Here is an 18,059-nt window from a genome sequence, read left to right on the forward strand (position 1 = left end):
GAACAGCCGGAATTTATTTCGGCTGTTCTTTTCATATTTGCCAATCCTATTTTTCTTAGTATAAAGGTGTGACTAAATGTGGAAAATAATAGTTACCGGAGAGGGGGAATGAGAATGGAGAAAATAAAATGTCATAGAATCATGAAATTGTCTGCTGACAGACCTGAGGCTTCTTTGGAGCAGGCTAAGGAACAATTGAAGATTTTAAGACGGATGACGATCCAAAGCACTGAAATAAGCGAAGAAATTGGAGAGATCATTGCTCAGCTCTGTCAAGTTGCAGCCCCTCCTAATGAACCTTTTATTTTTACTTCAGTGCTAGATGAAAATGAAAAATTATTGCGAGTGGTATTTCGTGATTGTGGTGATATTGAATTTCGCATATTCTATACCGACAAACGTAGAGCTCTGCTGATTTATCTTGAAGGCATGACTGATACCACCAGTTTAGAAAAGAATATCATTGAAAGACTAATGATGCCGACCGATGTAGCCAATGCAAGTGGCCCTACAAATCTTCCAACTGATATGAAGAGTATTTCAGAGCGAATTCTAAATGCTGCGGCCGTCACTGTATTAAGTAAAGCGAGCGTTGCGATTGAGGCAATCATGACCGGTAATTCCTTGCTTTTAATCGATGGTATAGCTGAGGGTCTGAGTATTGGCACTGTTCAGTATGTTAAACGTAACATCGGTGGGGCAGATAATGAGCATGTTTTACGGGGACCCAATGAAGCCTTCAATGAAACGCTAAGTGATAATATTGTGCTCATTAGGCGCCGTGCCAGGGATGAGAATGTAAAGGTACGCATTTTGAAAGTCGGTACGCGTACCAATACATCAATCGCTGTTCTATATGTAGCTGATTTAGTAAAGAGTGGATTAGTAAAGGAGGTCGAGCAGCGCTTGTCCATGATTAAGATCGATAAGATCGTGACATCATCTTCAATTGAAGAATTTTTGGTTGATCATCCTTGGACGCCTTTTCCCCAGGCGCAGACGACTGAACGGCCTGATAAAATGTTGGCCGCACTCTATGAGGGGCGGGTCGGTATCCTTGTAGATGGTACGCCAGCTAGTATGATTGTACCCTGTACCTATAATGTTTTAATGCAAACTACGGATGATTATACAATACAGCCAATCATTTCAAGTTCTATTCGTATGATGAGAGGGATAGCGGCTTTTATTGCAATTTATTTGCCAGCGATCTATGTGGCTGTTGTGTCATATCATCCTGGTATGCTACCTACATCCATGGCTATTACAGTGGCTGAACTTAGGGCACGTAGCCCTTTTCCATCGTTCATGGAAGCTGTGATGATGGAAGTTATACTTGAGGTGTTTCAAGAGGCTGTCGTGCGGTTACCAAAAAAGATTTCTGGGGCTGCCAGCATGATTGGTGCTCTCGTTATTGGTACGACCATCGTGCAGGCTGGAATTATAAATCCCTTATTGGTGGTAGTTATAGCCACTACAGCCCTTGCTTCTTACTCTATGCCTGCCTATAATTTCAGCATGGCCCTACGTTGGCTCAGGATACCTATATTGATATTGGCTTCTATATTAGGACTCTATGGTGTTATCTTGGGGATTTTAATCGTCACAATACATCTTTGCTCCCTACGCAGTTTTGGTGAATCTTATATTGGTGGTATGTGTAATGTGGAGCTATTTTCAGATTGGAAGGATTATTTAGTAAGATTTCCTGCGAAGTTATTAAAAGAGAGACCTAAAGAATTTGGTGCTCAGGATCAGACAAGGATAGGTGGTCGTGATGGCTAATTTGGAAGTTAAAACATATATGTCAACTTTGCAACTTGCTATTATTGTGATTACAACCTGTATCGGTGCACAAATTATGCTCGCTCCTCGTGCTTTGATTGATCAAGTTGGGCAAGGGTCATGGATTAGTATCATCATGGGGGGAGGTATATTTTACATAGCTGTTTGTTTAATGCTCAAGCTAGGCAAAGGATATCCAGATGAGACATTAGTGGAGTATACACCCCGGCTTTTAGGACGAATGGGTGGTAGTATTGTTATTCTTTGGTTTAATTTATTATTTTTTTTGCAAATTATTGAAATTTTTAGTGGCGTGGGTAAAATCATTACTTTTCATATGTTCGATCGTACTCCCCCAGAAGTGGTCATACTGGCTTTACTGATGGTCTGTACTTATTGCGCTTTACAGGATTGGGGAACTATCTTACGGGTGCAACAAATTATGTTTTTTCTTGCATATAGTATGTTGACAATTGTTTGGATGACCAGTGTATTGAATTTTCAACCGGAAAATCTTTTGCCCTTGTGGCCAGTTGATATGAAAAAGATAATAAACGGGGCTTTCTCGATTTGGCCCGTGTATAGCGGTTATGAATGTGTACTGCTTCTTTTGCCACTGGTATATAGACAGGCTAGTTTCGCTCAATTGGCTAAAACGATAGGGGGAGCTTTTGGCTGTTTGACCCTATTTTTTTTAGTTATTATTATTATTATTATCGGGGTGCTAAGTGTAGACAATGCCAAAAGTGTTCCTTATCCTGCTTTGATTGTTATTCGCAGTGTGGAACTGCCTGGTACTTTTATTGAACGTTTGGAAAATTACCTGCTATTGGCTTGGATACCTATTGTATTTGATACTTTGGCGGTCATGATGTTTTTTATGGGGCAGGTGTGTATGCGTCATTATCATTATGTTGACCATCGACCTTGGCTATTAATGCTAGTACCAATGATATACGTGGGTAGTATACTGTTACTTGATAATCAACAAATTTATGATCTGGTCAGTAAGCTGACTTTATGGGCAGGTTTAGGTTTTTCCTTCGCAGTCGTTCCTTTGTTATTGATATGTTCTTGGTGGCAAAAGGGGAAGGGTGTGACAAGTAGTGGATAAAAGAAAAGTGATTGGCTGTACGATTCTCATGTGTTTATCCATTTTTACCTCCGGATGCTGGGATCGGCGAGAACTGCAAGAAAGAAATTTTGTGCTCGCTGTGGCAATTGATACAGCTGATGCTGGATTTAAACCAGAGCAAGGAGCCGAGGTGAAACGCATAGAAACTTTTTTGCAACCTCACGGTACTAAACGTTACCGTTTAAGTTTGCAATTATTAAAACCCAGTTCAAGCGGAGATGAAAAAGATAAAGCGAGGACGTATGTCATTTCTAATACGGGTGAGTCTATGTTTGAAATGGTGCGAGATATGCTAGGACAAAGCAGTAAGTCCTTATGGTTTGAGCATGTACAAGCCATTATTATCAGCGAAAGTGTATTGAAACAAGCTGGGCTAGGAGAAGTCTTGGATTTTTTCAAAAGGGACTCTGAAATGCGTTCTCGGATTAAAATATATGTTACGTCAGGAGAAGCCAGAAGATTTCTGGAATATAACCCGCCCTCAAAAGAAGCCGGTGGCCTATATTTAGCTGAAATTATTGGACTGCATGTCCGTAATGTTCATGTGGTGGGGGCACGTACTGATTTGGGGTTTGTAATTCAGTATTTAGATAATAATGCTGATCTCCTTTTACCACGGATTGAAATGGCTGGTAAGGTGGTAAAGATGGGGGGAGCAGCACTGTTTAGGAAGGATAAACTGATTGGATATGCTGACGAGTATGCTGTGGCGGGTAGAAAATTTGCGGCCGCTACTGAGAAGTCAGCGATTGTAACAATTCCGTGTCCAGATCATCCAGATCATCAAGTGATATTTGAGTTGTTTCGTCATGATACAAGACTGCGACCTCATGTTGATGGCGATAATCTTTACTTTACTTTGGATATTAACATGTATGGAAACATCGGGGAGATACAGGGTGATATTGGGCAAGATAATATCATGGATACCCTATATATTCATAAACTGGAAACGGCATTTGCGGAAGAGATTAAACGTAATGTACTATATGCAGAGAATGTTTTTAAAAAACAAATGAGGGTTGATCCTATTAGTTTATTCGGCGGTAAATTGCGGGCCTATGAGCCTGAAACTTGGGCAAAGGTAAAAGACCAATGGAATGAAATCTATCCAGATGTTCCCTTGGTTATTTCAGTTAATGTATCGATACTGAATATTGGTTCCCATAAGTAGCAGAGCAAGGAGATTATAGAATCTGACATGGACGGTTTACTCACTCACAATACTCAATGTAGCAATGTGGTATAGAGAGGTGGTGCTAGCATGAGGATTTTCACACTGAGTATATGGTATAAACCGTTATTAGGATGTATTCTTATTGTCACCATTAGTCTATTTAGTAGTGGTTGTTGGGATCAGCGTGACTTGGAAGATCGTCGTTTAATTTTGGCTATTGCTGTTGATCGAGCTGATGAACAGCTAAGACCTGCTCAAGGCAATGAAGTAGCCCGGGTTGAAACCTTCGTACAGCCTCATGGTCGTAGACTTTATCGGCTTAGTTTGCAAATTTTAGATATAGTGCCATCGAAAGGGACTATTGCTGGACCACAGGGACAAATAGGAAGCTATGTTATTTCTAATACTGGTGAAAGCATCTTTGAAATGACGCGAGATATGCTAGGCCAAGTTGATCAGAGTTTATGGTTTGAGTATGTTCAGACAATCATTATCAGCGAAGATGTTGCCCGACAAGGCGATTTGCGATCTCTTATTGATTTTTTTCGTAGAGATAGGGAAATGCGTCAGCTGACGAAAATTTTAATTACTTCTGGCGAGGCTCGCTCCTTATTAGAATATCAGTCACCAGGAGGTGAACCAAGCGGTATATTTATTGCGAACAGTCTGCGTTTGTATAGAAAAAACGTCCATGTACCAGGTTGGGGCAGTAATATGAGGGATCTTTCCCAATCAATTGATAATAAACGCCGAGTGCTGATGACTCGGATTGAATTAGTAGATAATGTAGTAAAGCTAGGTGGTATGGCACTTTTTAAAGAAGGTAAGTTTATTGGATATGTCGATGAATATGCAACGAAAGGGGGACAATTTCTTAGCGGTCTAGAAAAATCAGCAATTATCACTGCTGAGTGTCCAGAACATCCTGGCAAAATACTGGCGTTTGAACTTTTTCATCATGATACAAAACTAACCCCTCATTTAGATGGAGAAAATATTTATTACACTCTGGACATTGCAATGAGTGGTAATCTTGGTGAAACACAGTGCGGCAGGGAGCATCATATGATCGATAATGAGGAAGTTCATAAAATTGAAGAGTTAGTAGCAGAGGAAGTAAAACGTAATGTATTATATACCTTCCATACGTATCAAAGTTTAAAAGTAGATGGGAGTAATTTTAACGAAAAATTAAAGGCTCATGAACCCTTAATGTGGGAAAAGGTAAAAGATCGTTGGGATGATGAAATTTTTCCTCATATCTCTTTACTCGTGTCAGTCAATGTAGTGATTGACAATATTGGGGAACATAAGTAGGAGATCTGGATTTGTTAAGACATAATAAAACTGAACAACCACAATATTACAAAGACTATCGTATAGCCTAAGGCGGTTTTCCGAGCCATATTGGCCTCGCGTTCACGGGCATTGTGTTTATCTAAGATAGCCGCTAACTTCCAGGTTGCTCCCGCTGTGATTAAAAACACCAATAAAACCCATATTGTGGTTTTATGCACAATCTGAAAAGAAATTTTTTGCCAAAGAGAGTACAGAAAAATTTGATCAATGATCATGAAATACTCCTTTATAATAGGTCTTTCTTTTGAGTATACCCACATTATTGCAATTGTACTATTTTCCTACCACGAGACATATACATACATTGAATAGTAAATATGAGGAGGAATGGTTATGGCAATTGATGATAAAACACCAGCATGGCGGCATCAAGTAACTTTATTTGATCGTGAGGAAATGACGATTGATGGTGTACTGAGTCTAGGAAGTTATGATGAAAAAGAAATAGTAATGGAAACTGAGCAAGGGATGTTAATTGTCAAAGGTGAAGGACTTAATATTAAACAATTAAATTTAGATAAAAGTAATGTCATTGTTGACGGTTTGGTCAAAAGTATTAGTTATGATGATGTTGTTCATGCTAAAAAAGGTTTGTTAGAGAGATTCTTAAAATAACCACCTGAAAGGGGTGCTGTTTTGGGAAAACGGTTGCTGATAGTTTGGTATGCTATACTGATTTTGTCAGTAGTCGAATTAGTTGCCTATGGAGTCACTGGATATGTACCTCATGGCTATCGCACCGTACTATGGGATCGATTTAATGAAAATAGTCATATTCACCATGACGTTGATAAAAAAGTCCCCTATGCCGAGAGTATCAATCGTTATGCTCATCAGGCGGGTATAAATCCCCAGGTCATTGTGAGTGTCATTCAAGCGGAAAGTTCTTTTCAGCCCCGCGCACTATCAGCGGCCGGGGCTTATGGATTGATGCAGATTATGCCTGATACTTGGCGGCAGGTGAATAAGGACATCAAAGTTTGTATTTCGAGACATCAGGGTGAATGTAGTCATGAATGTTATTATAATGCAGATCTTAATATTCAAATTGGGACGCATTATCTTGCTGGGCTGCTAGAGAAATACCAAGGGAATATGATTTTTGCCTTAGCTGCCTATAATGCTGGTCCAGGGGCTGTAGACTATTATGGCGGTGTACCACCCTATGCCGAAACCATCAAATATACAGAAACGGTAGCTCAAAATTATTATGAAATCAGAAATGAAAAAACACCTTATTCAAGCTTTTTAATCATAAAAACCTGGGAAATGGCACATCGATGGATTGGTTGGTGTTTCGTCATTACAGTGTTAGTCATGGTATGGGTAGTATGGCGATTGGTAAAACTTCGATCGTCATGGTACTGGAGGTGAGGCAATGGAAATTAACAGTCAAGTACTAACTTTTGTAATGACAATACTGACGGGTATACTGCTGGGAGGATTATTTGATTGTTATCGAGTGTTACGCCGTACGTTTGAGCCAAGAGTATTTATGACTTGGTTTACGGATTTATTGTATTGGCTAGTCGCCACTGCTGTTATGTTTATTTCTTTAGTACTTAGTAATTGGGGTGAACTTAGATTTTATGTATTTATGGGTGTACTGAGTGGTTTAGGACTATATTATCATTGGCTCAGTTTATATGTTATCCGCTTGCTTCTATGGGGAATTGAGTTTCTTATAAAAATACTGCAGTTAATGAAAAAAATTGTTATTGGTGTTTTGATAAGGCCAGGTCTGTATTTTATAAGAATAGCAGTTTGGCCTTTTATATTTACTTACAAAAAAATTGAACATTGGTGTCATGCGCACTGGTTTAAACCTCCTGATGAAAAAATATAACCTTATTATTGATATAAGGGTATTTTAGAGAATAAACGCTCAAGTATTTTTTTCTAAAAAGAGGAATTGGTGTATGATTGGCGAATAAAAATTTAAATAGAGAAATCTTTTATATTTAATATAGAGTTATGGTGGTGGGGTTAATGCAAATTCTTCGGAAGTATCGAGTAAAGTGGTTTCGAATCATCACATTTATTTTAAGTGCTTATTTTATTTATGTATGTATTGGCCAACAGACTCAGCTGAATGCAATTAGTAATGAAGCTGACTCCGTTCATGCGCAACTTACTCAAATTCAGCAACTTAATGTTGCATTGAAGGAAGAACGCAATGCCTTAAATGATCGCCGGTATGTAGAAAAAATAGCTCGTGAAGAATTAGGTTTGGTAAAACCTGGTGAAATTCCTTATATTATGGCCGATAAAAAATAATTTGTGGCGTCTTTCCTTGACACCTTTTCAGTGTCAAGGGTATAATATGGTTGAAAAACGTAGTTTTTTAAGGGGGAAGTTTGATTAGTATGTCCATTGAAGTTGGCAGTGTGGTTGAGGGCGTTGTGACAGGGATCACAAATTTCGGAGCATTTGTAGAACTGCCTGGAGGCAAGGTAGGTCTAATTCATATCTCGGAAGTTGCTGATGTGTATGTTCGAGATGTGAAGGATTTTCTTAAAGAGCAAGATAATGTAAAAGTCAAAGTTTTATCAATTGATGAGCGCGGGAAAATCGGGTTGTCGATAAAACAACTTCAGCCGCCTAGTCCAAGTCCTGTTCCTAGTCCGATTCCTAGGAGAGCACCGATCAACGATAATCGACGTTATGGCAAAGTCAACGCACCGTCCTTTGAAGATAAGTTGACTAAGTTTTTAAAAGACAGTGATGAACGTCTTGGTGATTTAAAACGTAATACTGAATCAAAACGTGGTGGTCGTGGTGCTGCTCGTTCACCAGGTTAATAGTGGATTTTTAATGACTTGGCTTATGCCAAGTCATTATTATTTGTAGCTTCAAAATTATATAATTTATTATGATCGATCTTTTGAGCATTCCGTTAAGGAATGCTTTTTTTGTTGGTTAATTTTATAAAATGTCATAATTTTATTTTTCAAAATGATCTTAGTTAGACAAAAAGATATTGCTAATATATGTAAAATGATAACGTTACCTTTTGCAAATATTCCATAGAGTGTATTGATCATGGTCCGGTATTATATGAATAGAGGTGAATCATTATGCCTAAAGTGAGCGTTATTACATTACCTGCGAAGATGTTAGAAGTTCAGCAAGAGATCGTTCGAAAACAAAAAAATAATAGGTTATCAATTAAAATAATTTTTTACAAAGTGACTAGTATGTTGAGGCAGTTGATGAGTAGGGATGATATCCTTATGAGTATCCTTGCCTTTTTATTAGGACGAGTCTTGATTATGGGGGAATGTGCACCTGGAGGACTGGCTTTTTTTACTGCTGTGGTACAAATTAATGAGAGACGAGCTTATTGGGTAGGAGTATGGGCTATAGTTGGGGTGATATCAAGTGGATCTTATTCGGAAATTGGTATTTATATCATCGCTATTGGTTTATATTTTTTATATGCAGACAAGCTCCTACGTATGAAGAAGAGAAACGTGATGATACCTTTGTTTATGTTTTTTGCAATTTTATGTGCTGGTCTCGTAATGAGTGTTATTAATGAATTCACATTATATGGTACCTTGTTGATGCTGTTTGAGGCAGCTACATGTGTGGTGCTATCGTATATTTTTATGTATGGCATACCCGTGGTGGAAAATCGTCGGAAACAGCTTTCTAGTCACACTCTACTGAATGAGCGTTTAAGTTGTATAATCATACTACTTGCTGCAGGAGTAGCCGGCTTGGGTAATGTTTCTATTTTGGAGTATAGTATACGTAATATAACAGGCAGTTTACTTGTTATGGCAGTTGCTTTCGTTGGTGGATCAGGGTTTAGTGCAATGGTTGGTGTTATTGTTGGATTGGTTGTGGGACTCAGTGATGGTAATACGACTTTTGCCATATCTTTGTATGGGTTAGCTGGAGTTTTGTCTGGTGTATTCCGTGGTTTAGGTAAGTTAGTTGTGATTGTAGGTTTTATTTTAGGTAGTGCAATTGCGACATTATATTTTGGACAAGGGTCTGATCTTGTAAGGATTTTTAGTGAGTGTATGATCGCAGGAGGTTTGTTTTTCCTAATACCTAATTGCTGGTTAGTAAACTGGCGGTATCGTGCTCAACAAACTGAAGAAATTGTAAGCTATAGTACTCAAGTGAATGAAATTATAATCAAAATGAATCATATTGGAGAAATTTTCAATGATCTTGCCAGTGAATTTGGCACTAGGGTCACTGATGAAAAGATGGAAATCCATGATGACCAGTTAGCTAAAACTTTATCAGCCATTGGTGAACAAATTTGCGTGGATTGTGTAAAACGCTCCCAGTGTTGGGAGAAAGATTTTTATAGAACATATAATGGAATACTTGAGATAGTAGGTCAAATTGAGGTACATAATTTTGAAAATGGGAATCTGCCTAAGGTATTTCAAGAAAATTGTATTAAACATAAAGAATTATTAGAGACTGCTAAACTTGTATCAGAGCGTAATCGGATGCTAACTTTTTGGCACAAGAAAATAATCGATAATAAGCAAATGGTTGCTGAGCAAATGAAGGCTGCAAGTGAGATTGTAAAAAATTTATCCTATGAACTTGAAAAAGTAGAAGACTCAGATCAAAAACTATCGGTGGCTTTCCAAGAAAAGGCGAATATTCTTGGTTGTCAGCTTACGGCAGTCAGAGTGAGAGATATACAAAAGCGAGGTCTAATTGAAGCGTGCAAGAAACCCTGTACTGGGAATCGTGAATGTATGAATACCATTTTGCCTTTAGCAGCTGGTTTGATGAAAGAAAAGATGACATTACATACAGAGTGTGGTAATGAATATAATAAACAAAAATGCAAATTGACGATGCAGGTAGCTAGACGCTTTCATGTAAGCACTGGTATAGCTACTGTTGCAAAAGATGGACAGGAGATTTGTGGTGATAACTATGCTGTGATTGAGCTCAATAGAGGGAAAATGGCATTTATACTAAGTGATGGCATGGGAAGTGGTCATCAGGCTGCAACTCAGAGTACGATGGCAATTGGCTTTCTGCGAAAATTATTGGTTGCTGGTTTTGATACTGATGTGGCTGTTAAAACTGTCAATGCAATGCTATTGCTTCATTCACCAGAGGAATCATTTGCGACAATTGATATTACCGTTATCGATACCTATTCAGGTAATGCTGAGTTTTTAAAGATTGGCTCAGCGCCTAGCTTTATAAAACGTGTTAGAGAAGTATCAACAATTAGGTCATCATCTTTGCCTGTTGGCATTTTAGAACAGATTGAAATTCAGCCAACACAATCGATTGTCGTTGGTGGCGATTTTATTGTCATGGTTAGTGATGGGATTGTTGATGTTCCGCAAAGTCAACTGGATAAGGGGAATTGGTTAGCTAATTTTTTGCGACAATCAGTTCAAAGTAATCCTCAAATCATGGCAAATCAAATCTTAGCGCGCGCAAAAATGATGTCAGGTAATCGAGTTTGCGATGATATGACAGTACTAGTTGTAAAAATAAGTGAGCAATCTCATGAGAAAAATTAAAAGGTGATAGAGTTTGTTTACAGGCAGACTCTATTACTTTTTATCTTTTAAACAATTGATTGCAGGGAATTTGTTGGTTTCAGGAGAATAAAAACGAAAAGAGTATTAAAAAAACTATCGTTAATGGCTGGATATCCTTTTCTAAGAGTAGCGATCTGGTTGATTATGTATTATACTAGGATCATTGGATTAATTATTTCAAACAATAAAGAATGTTTGTGACTCTATCGTCATTTTTCTGATGAACAATTATAAGAGAGAGTAGTTGGCAAAATGTTAACAAAAGTGAGAGCATGGATTACTAAGTATAAGATGCTTAGCGAAGGTGATAAGATCGTAGTTGCTTGTTCTGGTGGCCCAGATTCCTTAGCTTTGCTACATATATTTAATGAATTTCGTTTAGAATATAATATTGATATATTTGCTGCTCATGTGGATCATATGTTTCGTGGTCTTGAATCAGCTAAGGAGGCAATCTTTGTTGTTGATTTTTGTAAGGCTCATCAGATTCCATGTTATCATACGGCGATTGATGTACCAAAGGTCATAAAAGAAACAGGGTTATCTGGATCAGATGCTGCGAGGGTTGTCCGCTATCAATATTTGCGTCAAATTGCGAAGAAGGTAGGAGGAGCTAAAATTGCTACTGGACATCATCGTGATGATCAGGCTGAGACAGTGCTCATCAATATTCTAAGAGGTGCAGGAAGTACAGGAATTCGAGGGATACAACCTATAAATGGTGATCTCATCCGGCCTTTACTCTCTGTTAGCCGCGCCGATATTTCTGACTATTGTCAGCAAGAAAAGTTAGAACCACGATTTGATAGTTCCAATCTTAAAATGAATTATTTACGTAATCGTATTCGGATTAATCTTTTACCAGAATTAGAAAAACAGTATAATATTGCTATTAAAGATGCATTATGCCGTACGGCAACTCTTGTTGGAGATGAACATGATTTTATCCAAATGACAGCGCGTAACATATGGGATCAAATCGTAACAAATCAGGAAGAAAACCTATTTATTGATGGCAAAAAAATGAAAAATATACATATTGCTGTTAGGCGAGAAATTTTTCGCATGGCAATTGAAAAAAAACGTGGAAATTTAACAGGAATAAGTTTTCATCATGTGGAAACTTTATTACAGATGCTTTCGGCCGGGCGAGTGGGCAGTACTGTCCAACTGCCAGGAGAATTGGTGGCATGTAAAAGTTATGAAGGATTATATCTAGGGGTGAATGGTTTCACCCAGACCGATAAAGCTGATTATCAAGGGCAAACATTGCCAGTACCTGGGGTGACTTTTATTCAAGAATTAGGAATTGAAATTCGAACTGAAGTGACAGAGAAAGAAGATAGCATCTCAAAACCTAATGTGGCAGTGTTTGATTGGGACAAATTATCACCGACCTTGTTTGTACGTCGACGTCGAGCTGGTGATCAATTTCAACCTTTTGGCTTTCATGGCAGCAAGAAACTAAAAGAATTTTTTATTGATGAAAAAATACCACGACAGCTTCGAGATAACGTTCCAATTATCTGCGATGGTCATGGTATTATCTGGGTAGGTGGATATCGTCAAGCTGAAGTTGGTAGAGTGAGTGCTGAGACGAAAAAATTCTTGATTATAAAAATGATAGAAATGCAATAAAAAATCATTAAAATATAGAAATTTGAATTTTTTTATTGCGTAATATATATAATAAAACAGGGGGAACGACATGCTTAATGATGTAGAAAGTGTTTTACTAAGTGCCGAAGAGTTGGCGAAACGTATTGAAGAAATTGGGGCTGAGATTACCGAGGATTATGCTGGGAAAGAAATTTTAATGATTGGGGTTTTACGCGGAGCTGTTTTATTTATGGCTGATTTAGCTAGAGCCATTAAAGTGCCAGTAGCAATTGATTTTATGGCGGTTTCCAGTTATGGTTCAGGTACGAGTTCTAGTGGAGTGGTACGTATCTTAAAAGATCTTGACGAAGATGTCGCAGGTAAGCATGTTTTAGTTGTTGAAGATATTATTGATTCTGGTTTGACTCTTAATTACTTACTTGATAATCTGAAGTCTCGCAAACCTGCGAGCATTAAATTATGTACATTACTCAATAAGCCTGAACGCCGTAAAGTCCAGGTGAATATTGATTATAATGGTTTTGATGTTCCTGATTATTTTGTAGTTGGTTATGGTCTTGATTATGCTGAAAAATATCGTAATTTACCGTTCATTGGTATTTTGAAACCGCAGGTTTATCAAGGGTGATTTTCGTGGTTAAGTTTTATTGTTAATTTATAGGTTTGATGATATAATATTTTTCTATGGAGACTAATGGTTATTATTCTGCCCATATTAGAAAATTAACTTTTTTTGATGGGAATTATAGCTGTTTGATCTTCAGTGAGAGGAGGGTTACTTTGAATAAATTTTTTCGAAATGTAAGTTTTTATTTGTTGATTATCATTATTGCGATATCAATAATTGACTATTATTCCTCGCGCACGACGAATAAGCAAGAAATAAGCTATACTCAGTTTTTACATCAAATTGAGGAGCAAAAAGTTCAAGGAGTAACTGTAGTCGATAATAGTATTCGTGGTAAGTTGATCGATGGTACAGAGTTTACTACAATTACACCCAATGATCCTACGCTTATTAATACGCTCAGGGAAAAAAATGTAGATATCAAGGCTGAGCAACCACCGCAACCACCATGGTGGACAACGATTTTCTCTTCGATTTTACCTATGTTACTCTTAATCGGAGTATGGTTTTTTATTATGCAACAGACTCAAGGCGGCGGTAATAAAGTGATGTCTTTTGGTAAAAGCCGTGCCAAATTACATACTGATGATAAAATTAAAGTCACCTTTGCCGATATGGCAGGGGCTGAAGAGTCCAAACAGGAATTAGAAGAAGTTGTAGAATTTCTTAAAAGTCCTAAGAAATTTAATGATGTGGGAGCGCGTATTCCCAAAGGCGTTTTATTGTTTGGCCCTCCGGGCACAGGTAAAACTCTTTTGGCTCGAGCTGTAGCTGGTGAATCGGGAGTACCGTTTTTTAGTATCAGTGGTTCTGATTTTGTAGAAATGTTTGTCGGTGTTGGAGCTTCAAGAGTGCGAGACTTATTTGAACAAGCCAAAAAAAGTGCTCCTTGTATTGTGTTTATTGATGAAATTGATGCGGTAGGACGTCAGCGGGGGGCAGGTCTCGGTGGTGGTCATGATGAACGTGAGCAAACATTAAATCAATTGCTTGTAGAAATGGATGGTTTTGGCGTTAATGAAGGGATTATTATTATTGCCGCGACAAATCGTCCTGATATTCTTGATCCAGCATTGCTCCGTCCAGGTCGTTTCGATCGGCAGATTGTTGTTGACAAACCTGATGTTAAAGGACGTTTGGAAATTCTAAAAGTTCATACAAAAGGTAAACCTGTTGCCAAAGATGTTAGTCTTGAGGTGTTAGCACGTCGTACACCGGGATTCACAGGAGCTGATTTGAGTAATTTAGTCAATGAAGCGGCACTGCTCACAGCAAGAAGGAATAAAAAACGTATCGATATGCCAGAAATGGAAGAATCGGTTGAACGTGTTGTTGCAGGGCCAGAACGCAAAAGTAAGGTTATTAGTGATAATGAGAAAAAACTCACTGCTTATCATGAAGCTGGTCATGCTTTGGTTGGAATGCTTCTTGATAACACTGATCCAGTTCATAAAGTGTCCATTATTCCTCGAGGACGCGCTGGTGGTTATACCTTAATGCTGCCGAAAGAGGATCGTTATTATGCGACACGCACAGAATTACTGGAACAATTAAGGGTGCTTCTCGGCGGTCGTGTGGCTGAAGCTGTAGTTCTGAAAGAAATCAGTACAGGTGCTCAGAATGATTTGGAGCGTGTGACTGGGCTTGCGCGCAAGATGATTACTGAATATGGTATGAGTGAGAATTTAGGACCAGTTACTTTTGGTCATCGTCAAGAACAACAAGTGTTTTTAGGTAGAGATATTTCTCGTGATCGCAATTACGGTGAAGAAGTAGCATCGGCCATCGATAAAGAGGTACGTCGATTAGTTGATGGTGCTTATGTAAAAACCGAAGAGATGCTTGTTGAAAATATTGATAAGCTTCATTTGATTGCTGCAGCTTTGATTGAACGAGAGACTCTCGAAGGTGGAGAACTCGAAGAATTATTGGCTCATGGTAAAATTTTAGATAAAACCAAGGATGGAGATATTATTTTGACTAAAAGTGAGGCTCCTAGTGAAGGAGATCAATCTGGACCCAAAATAGTATACAGTTCACATTCTTAATATTGAAAGGGCAGGTATAACCTGCTCTTTTATATTTTTTACAAGTCTTGGTTGAATTTAGCTTATCATATATAATATAGATATAAATTGGAGGTGCACGTTGGATGAGTGAAGTATTATTACACTATACTAGAGGTGGCAAGGTGGAAAGCCAGCATCGTGCTGATATTGCAGTAGTTGATGCAAAAGGGAAAAATATTTGGGAGTTTGGCGATGGGAGCCGATCGATGTTTTGGCGATCAGCGGCTAAACCATTTCAAGTACTACCACTTATTGAACGAGGTGGTATCGAACTTTTTGGTTTATCAAATGAAGAAGTTGCCTTTATGGTATCTTCCCATAGTGGTGAAGCGCAACATGTTGAATTGGCACATCGTATTTTAGGAAAAGTGGACTTAACAATTGATGCTTTAGCATGTGGTGCTGCGAAGCCAATGAACAGCAAAGTCGCTAAAGAGCTAACGATACAAAAACAACCATATCAAGTAGTGCACAATGCTTGTTCAGGTAAGCATAGTGGTATGTTGGCATTGGCTCAAATGCTGAAAGTTGCCATTGAGGGATATACGGAACTTGAACATCCTGTCCAACAACTGATGTATCAAGCTGTTGCTGACAGTGCTAATTTACCGAAAAATGACATTGATACAGGGATCGATGGTTGTGGTGTACCGGTGTTTTACTTGCCTATCTACAATATGGCTTGGGCTTATGCTCGCTTAGTCAAACCCGAGGAAGGGAATTGGGGTGCGCGAGAGAATTATGTTCGTGTGATCCGCGACTCTATGCTTGCCTATCCTCAGGTTGTTGCAGGCAGTAAACGATTTGATACTGTGCTTATGGAGATCACTAAAGGACGTATTTTAGCTAAAATCGGAACAGAAGCAATTTATTGTTTAGGTTCTGTGCCAGATGGTATTGGTATAACTTTCAAAATAGATGATGGTAGTTATCGAGCTGTTGCTCCTGCTGGTATTGCCATATTAAAAAAACTTGACTTAATATCTACAAGTGAACATCAAGCCCTCCTAGAACAATTCTCACATACCTTAAAAAATCATCGTGGTGATGTGATTGGCACTGTAGAATCGACGATATGACAAAGAAAAGACTTGGCAATAGCCAAGTCTTTTCTTGCGGAATCAGCAAGTATAACACTTTCTTGATTCCAAGTAAGAACGACTAAGGCTTCTGCCTGCGTCTGCGGACTTGGCACAAACCAAGTCTTTTCTTATATCATTGGTCGTGTAGCGAAATTACTTTTGATTGGGCCAGGATGTTGTTGATCAAAAGAAGAGAGTGTCTTAGCAAGACGTTTAATGCCTTCTTCAAGTTTATCCTCTGAGTGGGTTGCAAAACACAGCCGTAGCTCTTTTAAATTTGATTGATCTGTGTAAAATGCTTCTCCTGGGACAAAAGAGACTCCGTTTTTTGTTGCCTCATGAAGTAGGACAGGAGATGTGACTTCTGTTTGGAGTTTGCACCACAAATAAAATCCTCCACTTGGTAAAGAGAAATCCAGGTTTGCTCCACAATGACGCCTGATGCTATTTGCCATAGCATCGCGGCGTTTTTTGTATTCTTTGCGCACATTGACAAGATGAGTTTGTAGAGCTTCTTCTTGCAAGAATAAGTGTAAGAGCCATTGGGATAGATTACTGGAATGTAAGTCTACATATTGTTTTTCGAGAGCGATTCGATTGATGACTGGGGTTGCTGCTACCATCCAACCAATACGCAGTCCTGGGAAGAGCGTTTTAGAGAAAGTTCCTAGATAAATTACGCCATCGTGGTTATCAAGTGCTTTGAGGGAGGGGGGAGGAGGTTCGTTATAATAGAGCTCACTATAGGGATCGTCCTCTACAATGATTAATTGATGGCGAGCGGCGAGGCGAAGTAATTCTTGACGTTCGCTAAGGGGGAGAACTCGTCCGTTAGGGTTTTGAAAAGTGGGAACGATGTAAAATAATTTTGGACGGTAGCGGATGAGGTAATCTTCTAAAAGGGAGAAAGGGAAAGATGAATTAGCAGGTAGGGTAAGGATGCGTACTCCAGCATTGTGAAAGACTTGGACGGCGCCGATGTAAGTAGGAGATTGCACTACGACGCAGTCACCTGGTTGTAGAAATATTTTGCTGAGGAGATAAAGTCCCTGTTGTGATCCTGAAAGGATTGATACGTTGTCAGGCGTTGTTGGCATAGTCGTTTTATTACAATGCAAGGCTGCTATTGTTTGTCGTAGTGGAGCGTAACCTTCAGTGGAGATATGCCCTAAATCATTAAGATCAATGCTACTACTATTTTTCTGAAACAGATTGGAAAAAACATCAAAAGGGTAAAACTTTGGATCGGGCATACCGGCGGCTAGTGAGATATTGTATTCAGAAGTAGGAGTAGATACCAATTCTCGTAAGATTGACGATACAGGACTTTGGGGATAAGGAGAGAATAGTTGGTGCCATGGCATGGGTAATGATGTGTTTAGCGCATTAGGGGAGTGATCAGCTACATAGGTGCCGCTACCAACTTTAGTTTGGATTAGTCCTTGCTGTTCTAATTGGCGATAGGTATTAATCGCTGTTGTACGACTGACAGAAAACAGGGATGCTAATTCTCTTTCTGGAGGTAGTTTAGTACCGGGAGGTAAACTATGATTCATGATTTTCGCCGTAATCAATTCTTGTATTTGTAGATAAAGTGATTTGGATGATTTATGATCCAATTGGCTTTGTAAAAAATGTTTGGATATATCCATTTTTAATAA

At 38.7% G+C, this 18,059-nt stretch carries 16 protein-coding genes; 14 read left to right on the forward strand and 2 right to left on the reverse strand.

What is annotated here, in order from left to right; translation table 11 throughout:
- Positions 1-114: 114 nt before the first annotated feature.
- The 4 genes from ACAN52_RS13090 to ACAN52_RS13105 all read left to right on the forward strand — a co-directional run bounded on the left by ACAN52_RS13090 (position 115) and on the right by ACAN52_RS13105 (position 5,414).
- Positions 115-1,785 carry a spore germination protein gene (locus ACAN52_RS13090; protein WP_378955330.1) on the forward strand — a complete coding sequence of 557 codons (1,671 nt, stop codon included), beginning with the start codon at positions 115-117 and terminating at the stop codon, positions 1,783-1,785.
- Positions 1,778-2,899, forward strand: coding sequence for an endospore germination permease (locus ACAN52_RS13095; RefSeq protein WP_378955332.1), 1,122 nt, complete (start codon positions 1,778-1,780; stop codon positions 2,897-2,899). The genes ACAN52_RS13090 and ACAN52_RS13095 overlap by 8 nt, the downstream gene beginning before the upstream one ends.
- The gene (locus tag ACAN52_RS13100) at positions 2,892-4,094 is read left to right on the forward strand and encodes a Ger(x)C family spore germination protein (protein ID WP_378955333.1); all 1,203 of its coding nucleotides are present in this window, start codon (positions 2,892-2,894) and stop codon (positions 4,092-4,094) included. The genes ACAN52_RS13095 and ACAN52_RS13100 overlap by 8 nt, the downstream gene beginning before the upstream one ends.
- Positions 4,095-4,184: 90 nt before the next feature.
- Positions 4,185-5,414 (forward strand): Ger(x)C family spore germination protein, encoded by a 1,230-nt coding sequence (locus ACAN52_RS13105; protein ID WP_378955334.1) that lies wholly within the window; start codon positions 4,185-4,187, stop codon positions 5,412-5,414.
- Between the two features lie 14 nt (positions 5,415-5,428).
- Here the strand turns inward: ACAN52_RS13105 and ACAN52_RS13110 are convergent, their stop codons facing one another.
- Positions 5,429-5,671: a hypothetical protein gene (locus tag ACAN52_RS13110; RefSeq protein ID WP_378955335.1), complete on the reverse strand. Its 243-nt coding sequence runs from the start codon at positions 5,669-5,671 to the stop codon at positions 5,429-5,431.
- A 118-nt stretch (positions 5,672-5,789) separates the two neighbouring features.
- On the opposite strand from ACAN52_RS13110, the gene ACAN52_RS13115 reads away from it, so the two are divergent.
- The 10 genes from ACAN52_RS13115 to ACAN52_RS13160 all read left to right on the forward strand — a co-directional run bounded on the left by ACAN52_RS13115 (position 5,790) and on the right by ACAN52_RS13160 (position 16,395).
- Complete coding sequence (locus ACAN52_RS13115) at positions 5,790-6,071, forward strand: YabP/YqfC family sporulation protein (RefSeq protein ID WP_378955337.1); 282 nt, start codon at positions 5,790-5,792, stop codon at positions 6,069-6,071.
- Positions 6,072-6,092: 21 nt separating this feature from the next.
- A complete protein-coding gene (locus ACAN52_RS13120; RefSeq protein WP_378955338.1) occupies positions 6,093-6,830 on the forward strand; it encodes a lytic transglycosylase domain-containing protein in 738 nt (245 codons plus the stop codon).
- A 4-nt stretch (positions 6,831-6,834) separates the two neighbouring features.
- Positions 6,835-7,302 carry a spore cortex biosynthesis protein YabQ gene (gene yabQ / locus ACAN52_RS13125; RefSeq protein WP_378955339.1) on the forward strand — a complete coding sequence of 156 codons (468 nt, stop codon included), beginning with the start codon at positions 6,835-6,837 and terminating at the stop codon, positions 7,300-7,302.
- Between the two features lie 143 nt (positions 7,303-7,445).
- Complete coding sequence (locus tag ACAN52_RS13130) at positions 7,446-7,733, forward strand: septum formation initiator family protein (RefSeq protein WP_378955340.1); 288 nt, start codon at positions 7,446-7,448, stop codon at positions 7,731-7,733.
- A gap of 89 nt (positions 7,734-7,822) precedes the next feature.
- Complete coding sequence (locus tag ACAN52_RS13135) at positions 7,823-8,257, forward strand: S1 domain-containing RNA-binding protein (RefSeq protein ID WP_378955341.1); 435 nt, start codon at positions 7,823-7,825, stop codon at positions 8,255-8,257.
- A 276-nt stretch (positions 8,258-8,533) separates the two neighbouring features.
- Positions 8,534-10,978, forward strand: a complete 2,445-nt coding sequence (gene spoIIE, locus ACAN52_RS13140) for a stage II sporulation protein E (RefSeq protein ID WP_378955343.1) — start codon at positions 8,534-8,536, stop codon at positions 10,976-10,978.
- Positions 10,979-11,251: 273 nt separating this feature from the next.
- Entirely contained in the window at positions 11,252-12,637 is a 1,386-nt protein-coding gene (gene tilS, locus ACAN52_RS13145) for a tRNA lysidine(34) synthetase TilS (protein ID WP_378955344.1), read from the forward strand.
- A 70-nt stretch (positions 12,638-12,707) separates the two neighbouring features.
- Positions 12,708-13,247: a hypoxanthine phosphoribosyltransferase gene (hpt, locus tag ACAN52_RS13150; protein WP_378955345.1), complete on the forward strand. Its 540-nt coding sequence runs from the start codon at positions 12,708-12,710 to the stop codon at positions 13,245-13,247.
- Positions 13,248-13,399: 152 nt separating this feature from the next.
- A complete protein-coding gene (ftsH, locus tag ACAN52_RS13155; RefSeq protein ID WP_378955347.1) occupies positions 13,400-15,295 on the forward strand; it encodes an ATP-dependent zinc metalloprotease FtsH in 1,896 nt (631 codons plus the stop codon).
- Between the two features lie 104 nt (positions 15,296-15,399).
- Positions 15,400-16,395 carry an asparaginase gene (locus tag ACAN52_RS13160; RefSeq protein ID WP_378955348.1) on the forward strand — a complete coding sequence of 332 codons (996 nt, stop codon included), beginning with the start codon at positions 15,400-15,402 and terminating at the stop codon, positions 16,393-16,395.
- Between the two features lie 131 nt (positions 16,396-16,526).
- On the opposite strand, the gene ACAN52_RS13165 is transcribed toward ACAN52_RS13160, so the two are convergent.
- Positions 16,527-18,050 (reverse strand): PLP-dependent aminotransferase family protein, encoded by a 1,524-nt coding sequence (locus ACAN52_RS13165; protein WP_378955350.1) that lies wholly within the window; start codon positions 18,048-18,050, stop codon positions 16,527-16,529.
- Between the last annotated feature and the right edge of the window lie 9 nt (positions 18,051-18,059).

Source organism: Pelosinus sp. sgz500959 (genome assembly GCF_042610375.1).
Lineage (GTDB): Bacteria > Bacillota > Negativicutes > DSM-13327 > DSM-13327 > CTSoil-075.

Excerpts from the sequence above, each read along its gene's own strand:
- ACAN52_RS13090 (WP_378955330.1), top strand. The coding sequence starts at position 115 with ATGGAGAAAATAAAATGTCATAGAATCATGAAATTGTCTGCTGACAGA.
- ACAN52_RS13095 (WP_378955332.1), top strand. The coding sequence starts at position 1,778 with ATGGCTAATTTGGAAGTTAAAACATATATGTCAACTTTGCAACTTGCT.
- ACAN52_RS13105 (WP_378955334.1), top strand. The coding sequence starts at position 4,185 with ATGAGGATTTTCACACTGAGTATATGGTATAAACCGTTATTAGGATGT.
- ACAN52_RS13110 (WP_378955335.1), bottom strand. The coding sequence starts at position 5,671 with ATGATCATTGATCAAATTTTTCTGTACTCTCTTTGGCAAAAAATTTCT.
- ACAN52_RS13115 (WP_378955337.1), top strand. The coding sequence starts at position 5,790 with ATGGCAATTGATGATAAAACACCAGCATGGCGGCATCAAGTAACTTTA.
- yabQ (WP_378955339.1), top strand. The coding sequence starts at position 6,835 with ATGGAAATTAACAGTCAAGTACTAACTTTTGTAATGACAATACTGACG.
- ACAN52_RS13130 (WP_378955340.1), top strand. The coding sequence starts at position 7,446 with ATGCAAATTCTTCGGAAGTATCGAGTAAAGTGGTTTCGAATCATCACA.
- ACAN52_RS13135 (WP_378955341.1), top strand. The coding sequence starts at position 7,823 with ATGTCCATTGAAGTTGGCAGTGTGGTTGAGGGCGTTGTGACAGGGATC.
- spoIIE (WP_378955343.1), top strand. The coding sequence starts at position 8,534 with ATGCCTAAAGTGAGCGTTATTACATTACCTGCGAAGATGTTAGAAGTT.
- tilS (WP_378955344.1), top strand. The coding sequence starts at position 11,252 with ATGTTAACAAAAGTGAGAGCATGGATTACTAAGTATAAGATGCTTAGC.
- hpt (WP_378955345.1), top strand. The coding sequence starts at position 12,708 with ATGCTTAATGATGTAGAAAGTGTTTTACTAAGTGCCGAAGAGTTGGCG.
- ACAN52_RS13160 (WP_378955348.1), top strand. The coding sequence starts at position 15,400 with ATGAGTGAAGTATTATTACACTATACTAGAGGTGGCAAGGTGGAAAGC.
- ACAN52_RS13165 (WP_378955350.1), bottom strand. The coding sequence starts at position 18,050 with ATGGATATATCCAAACATTTTTTACAAAGCCAATTGGATCATAAATCA.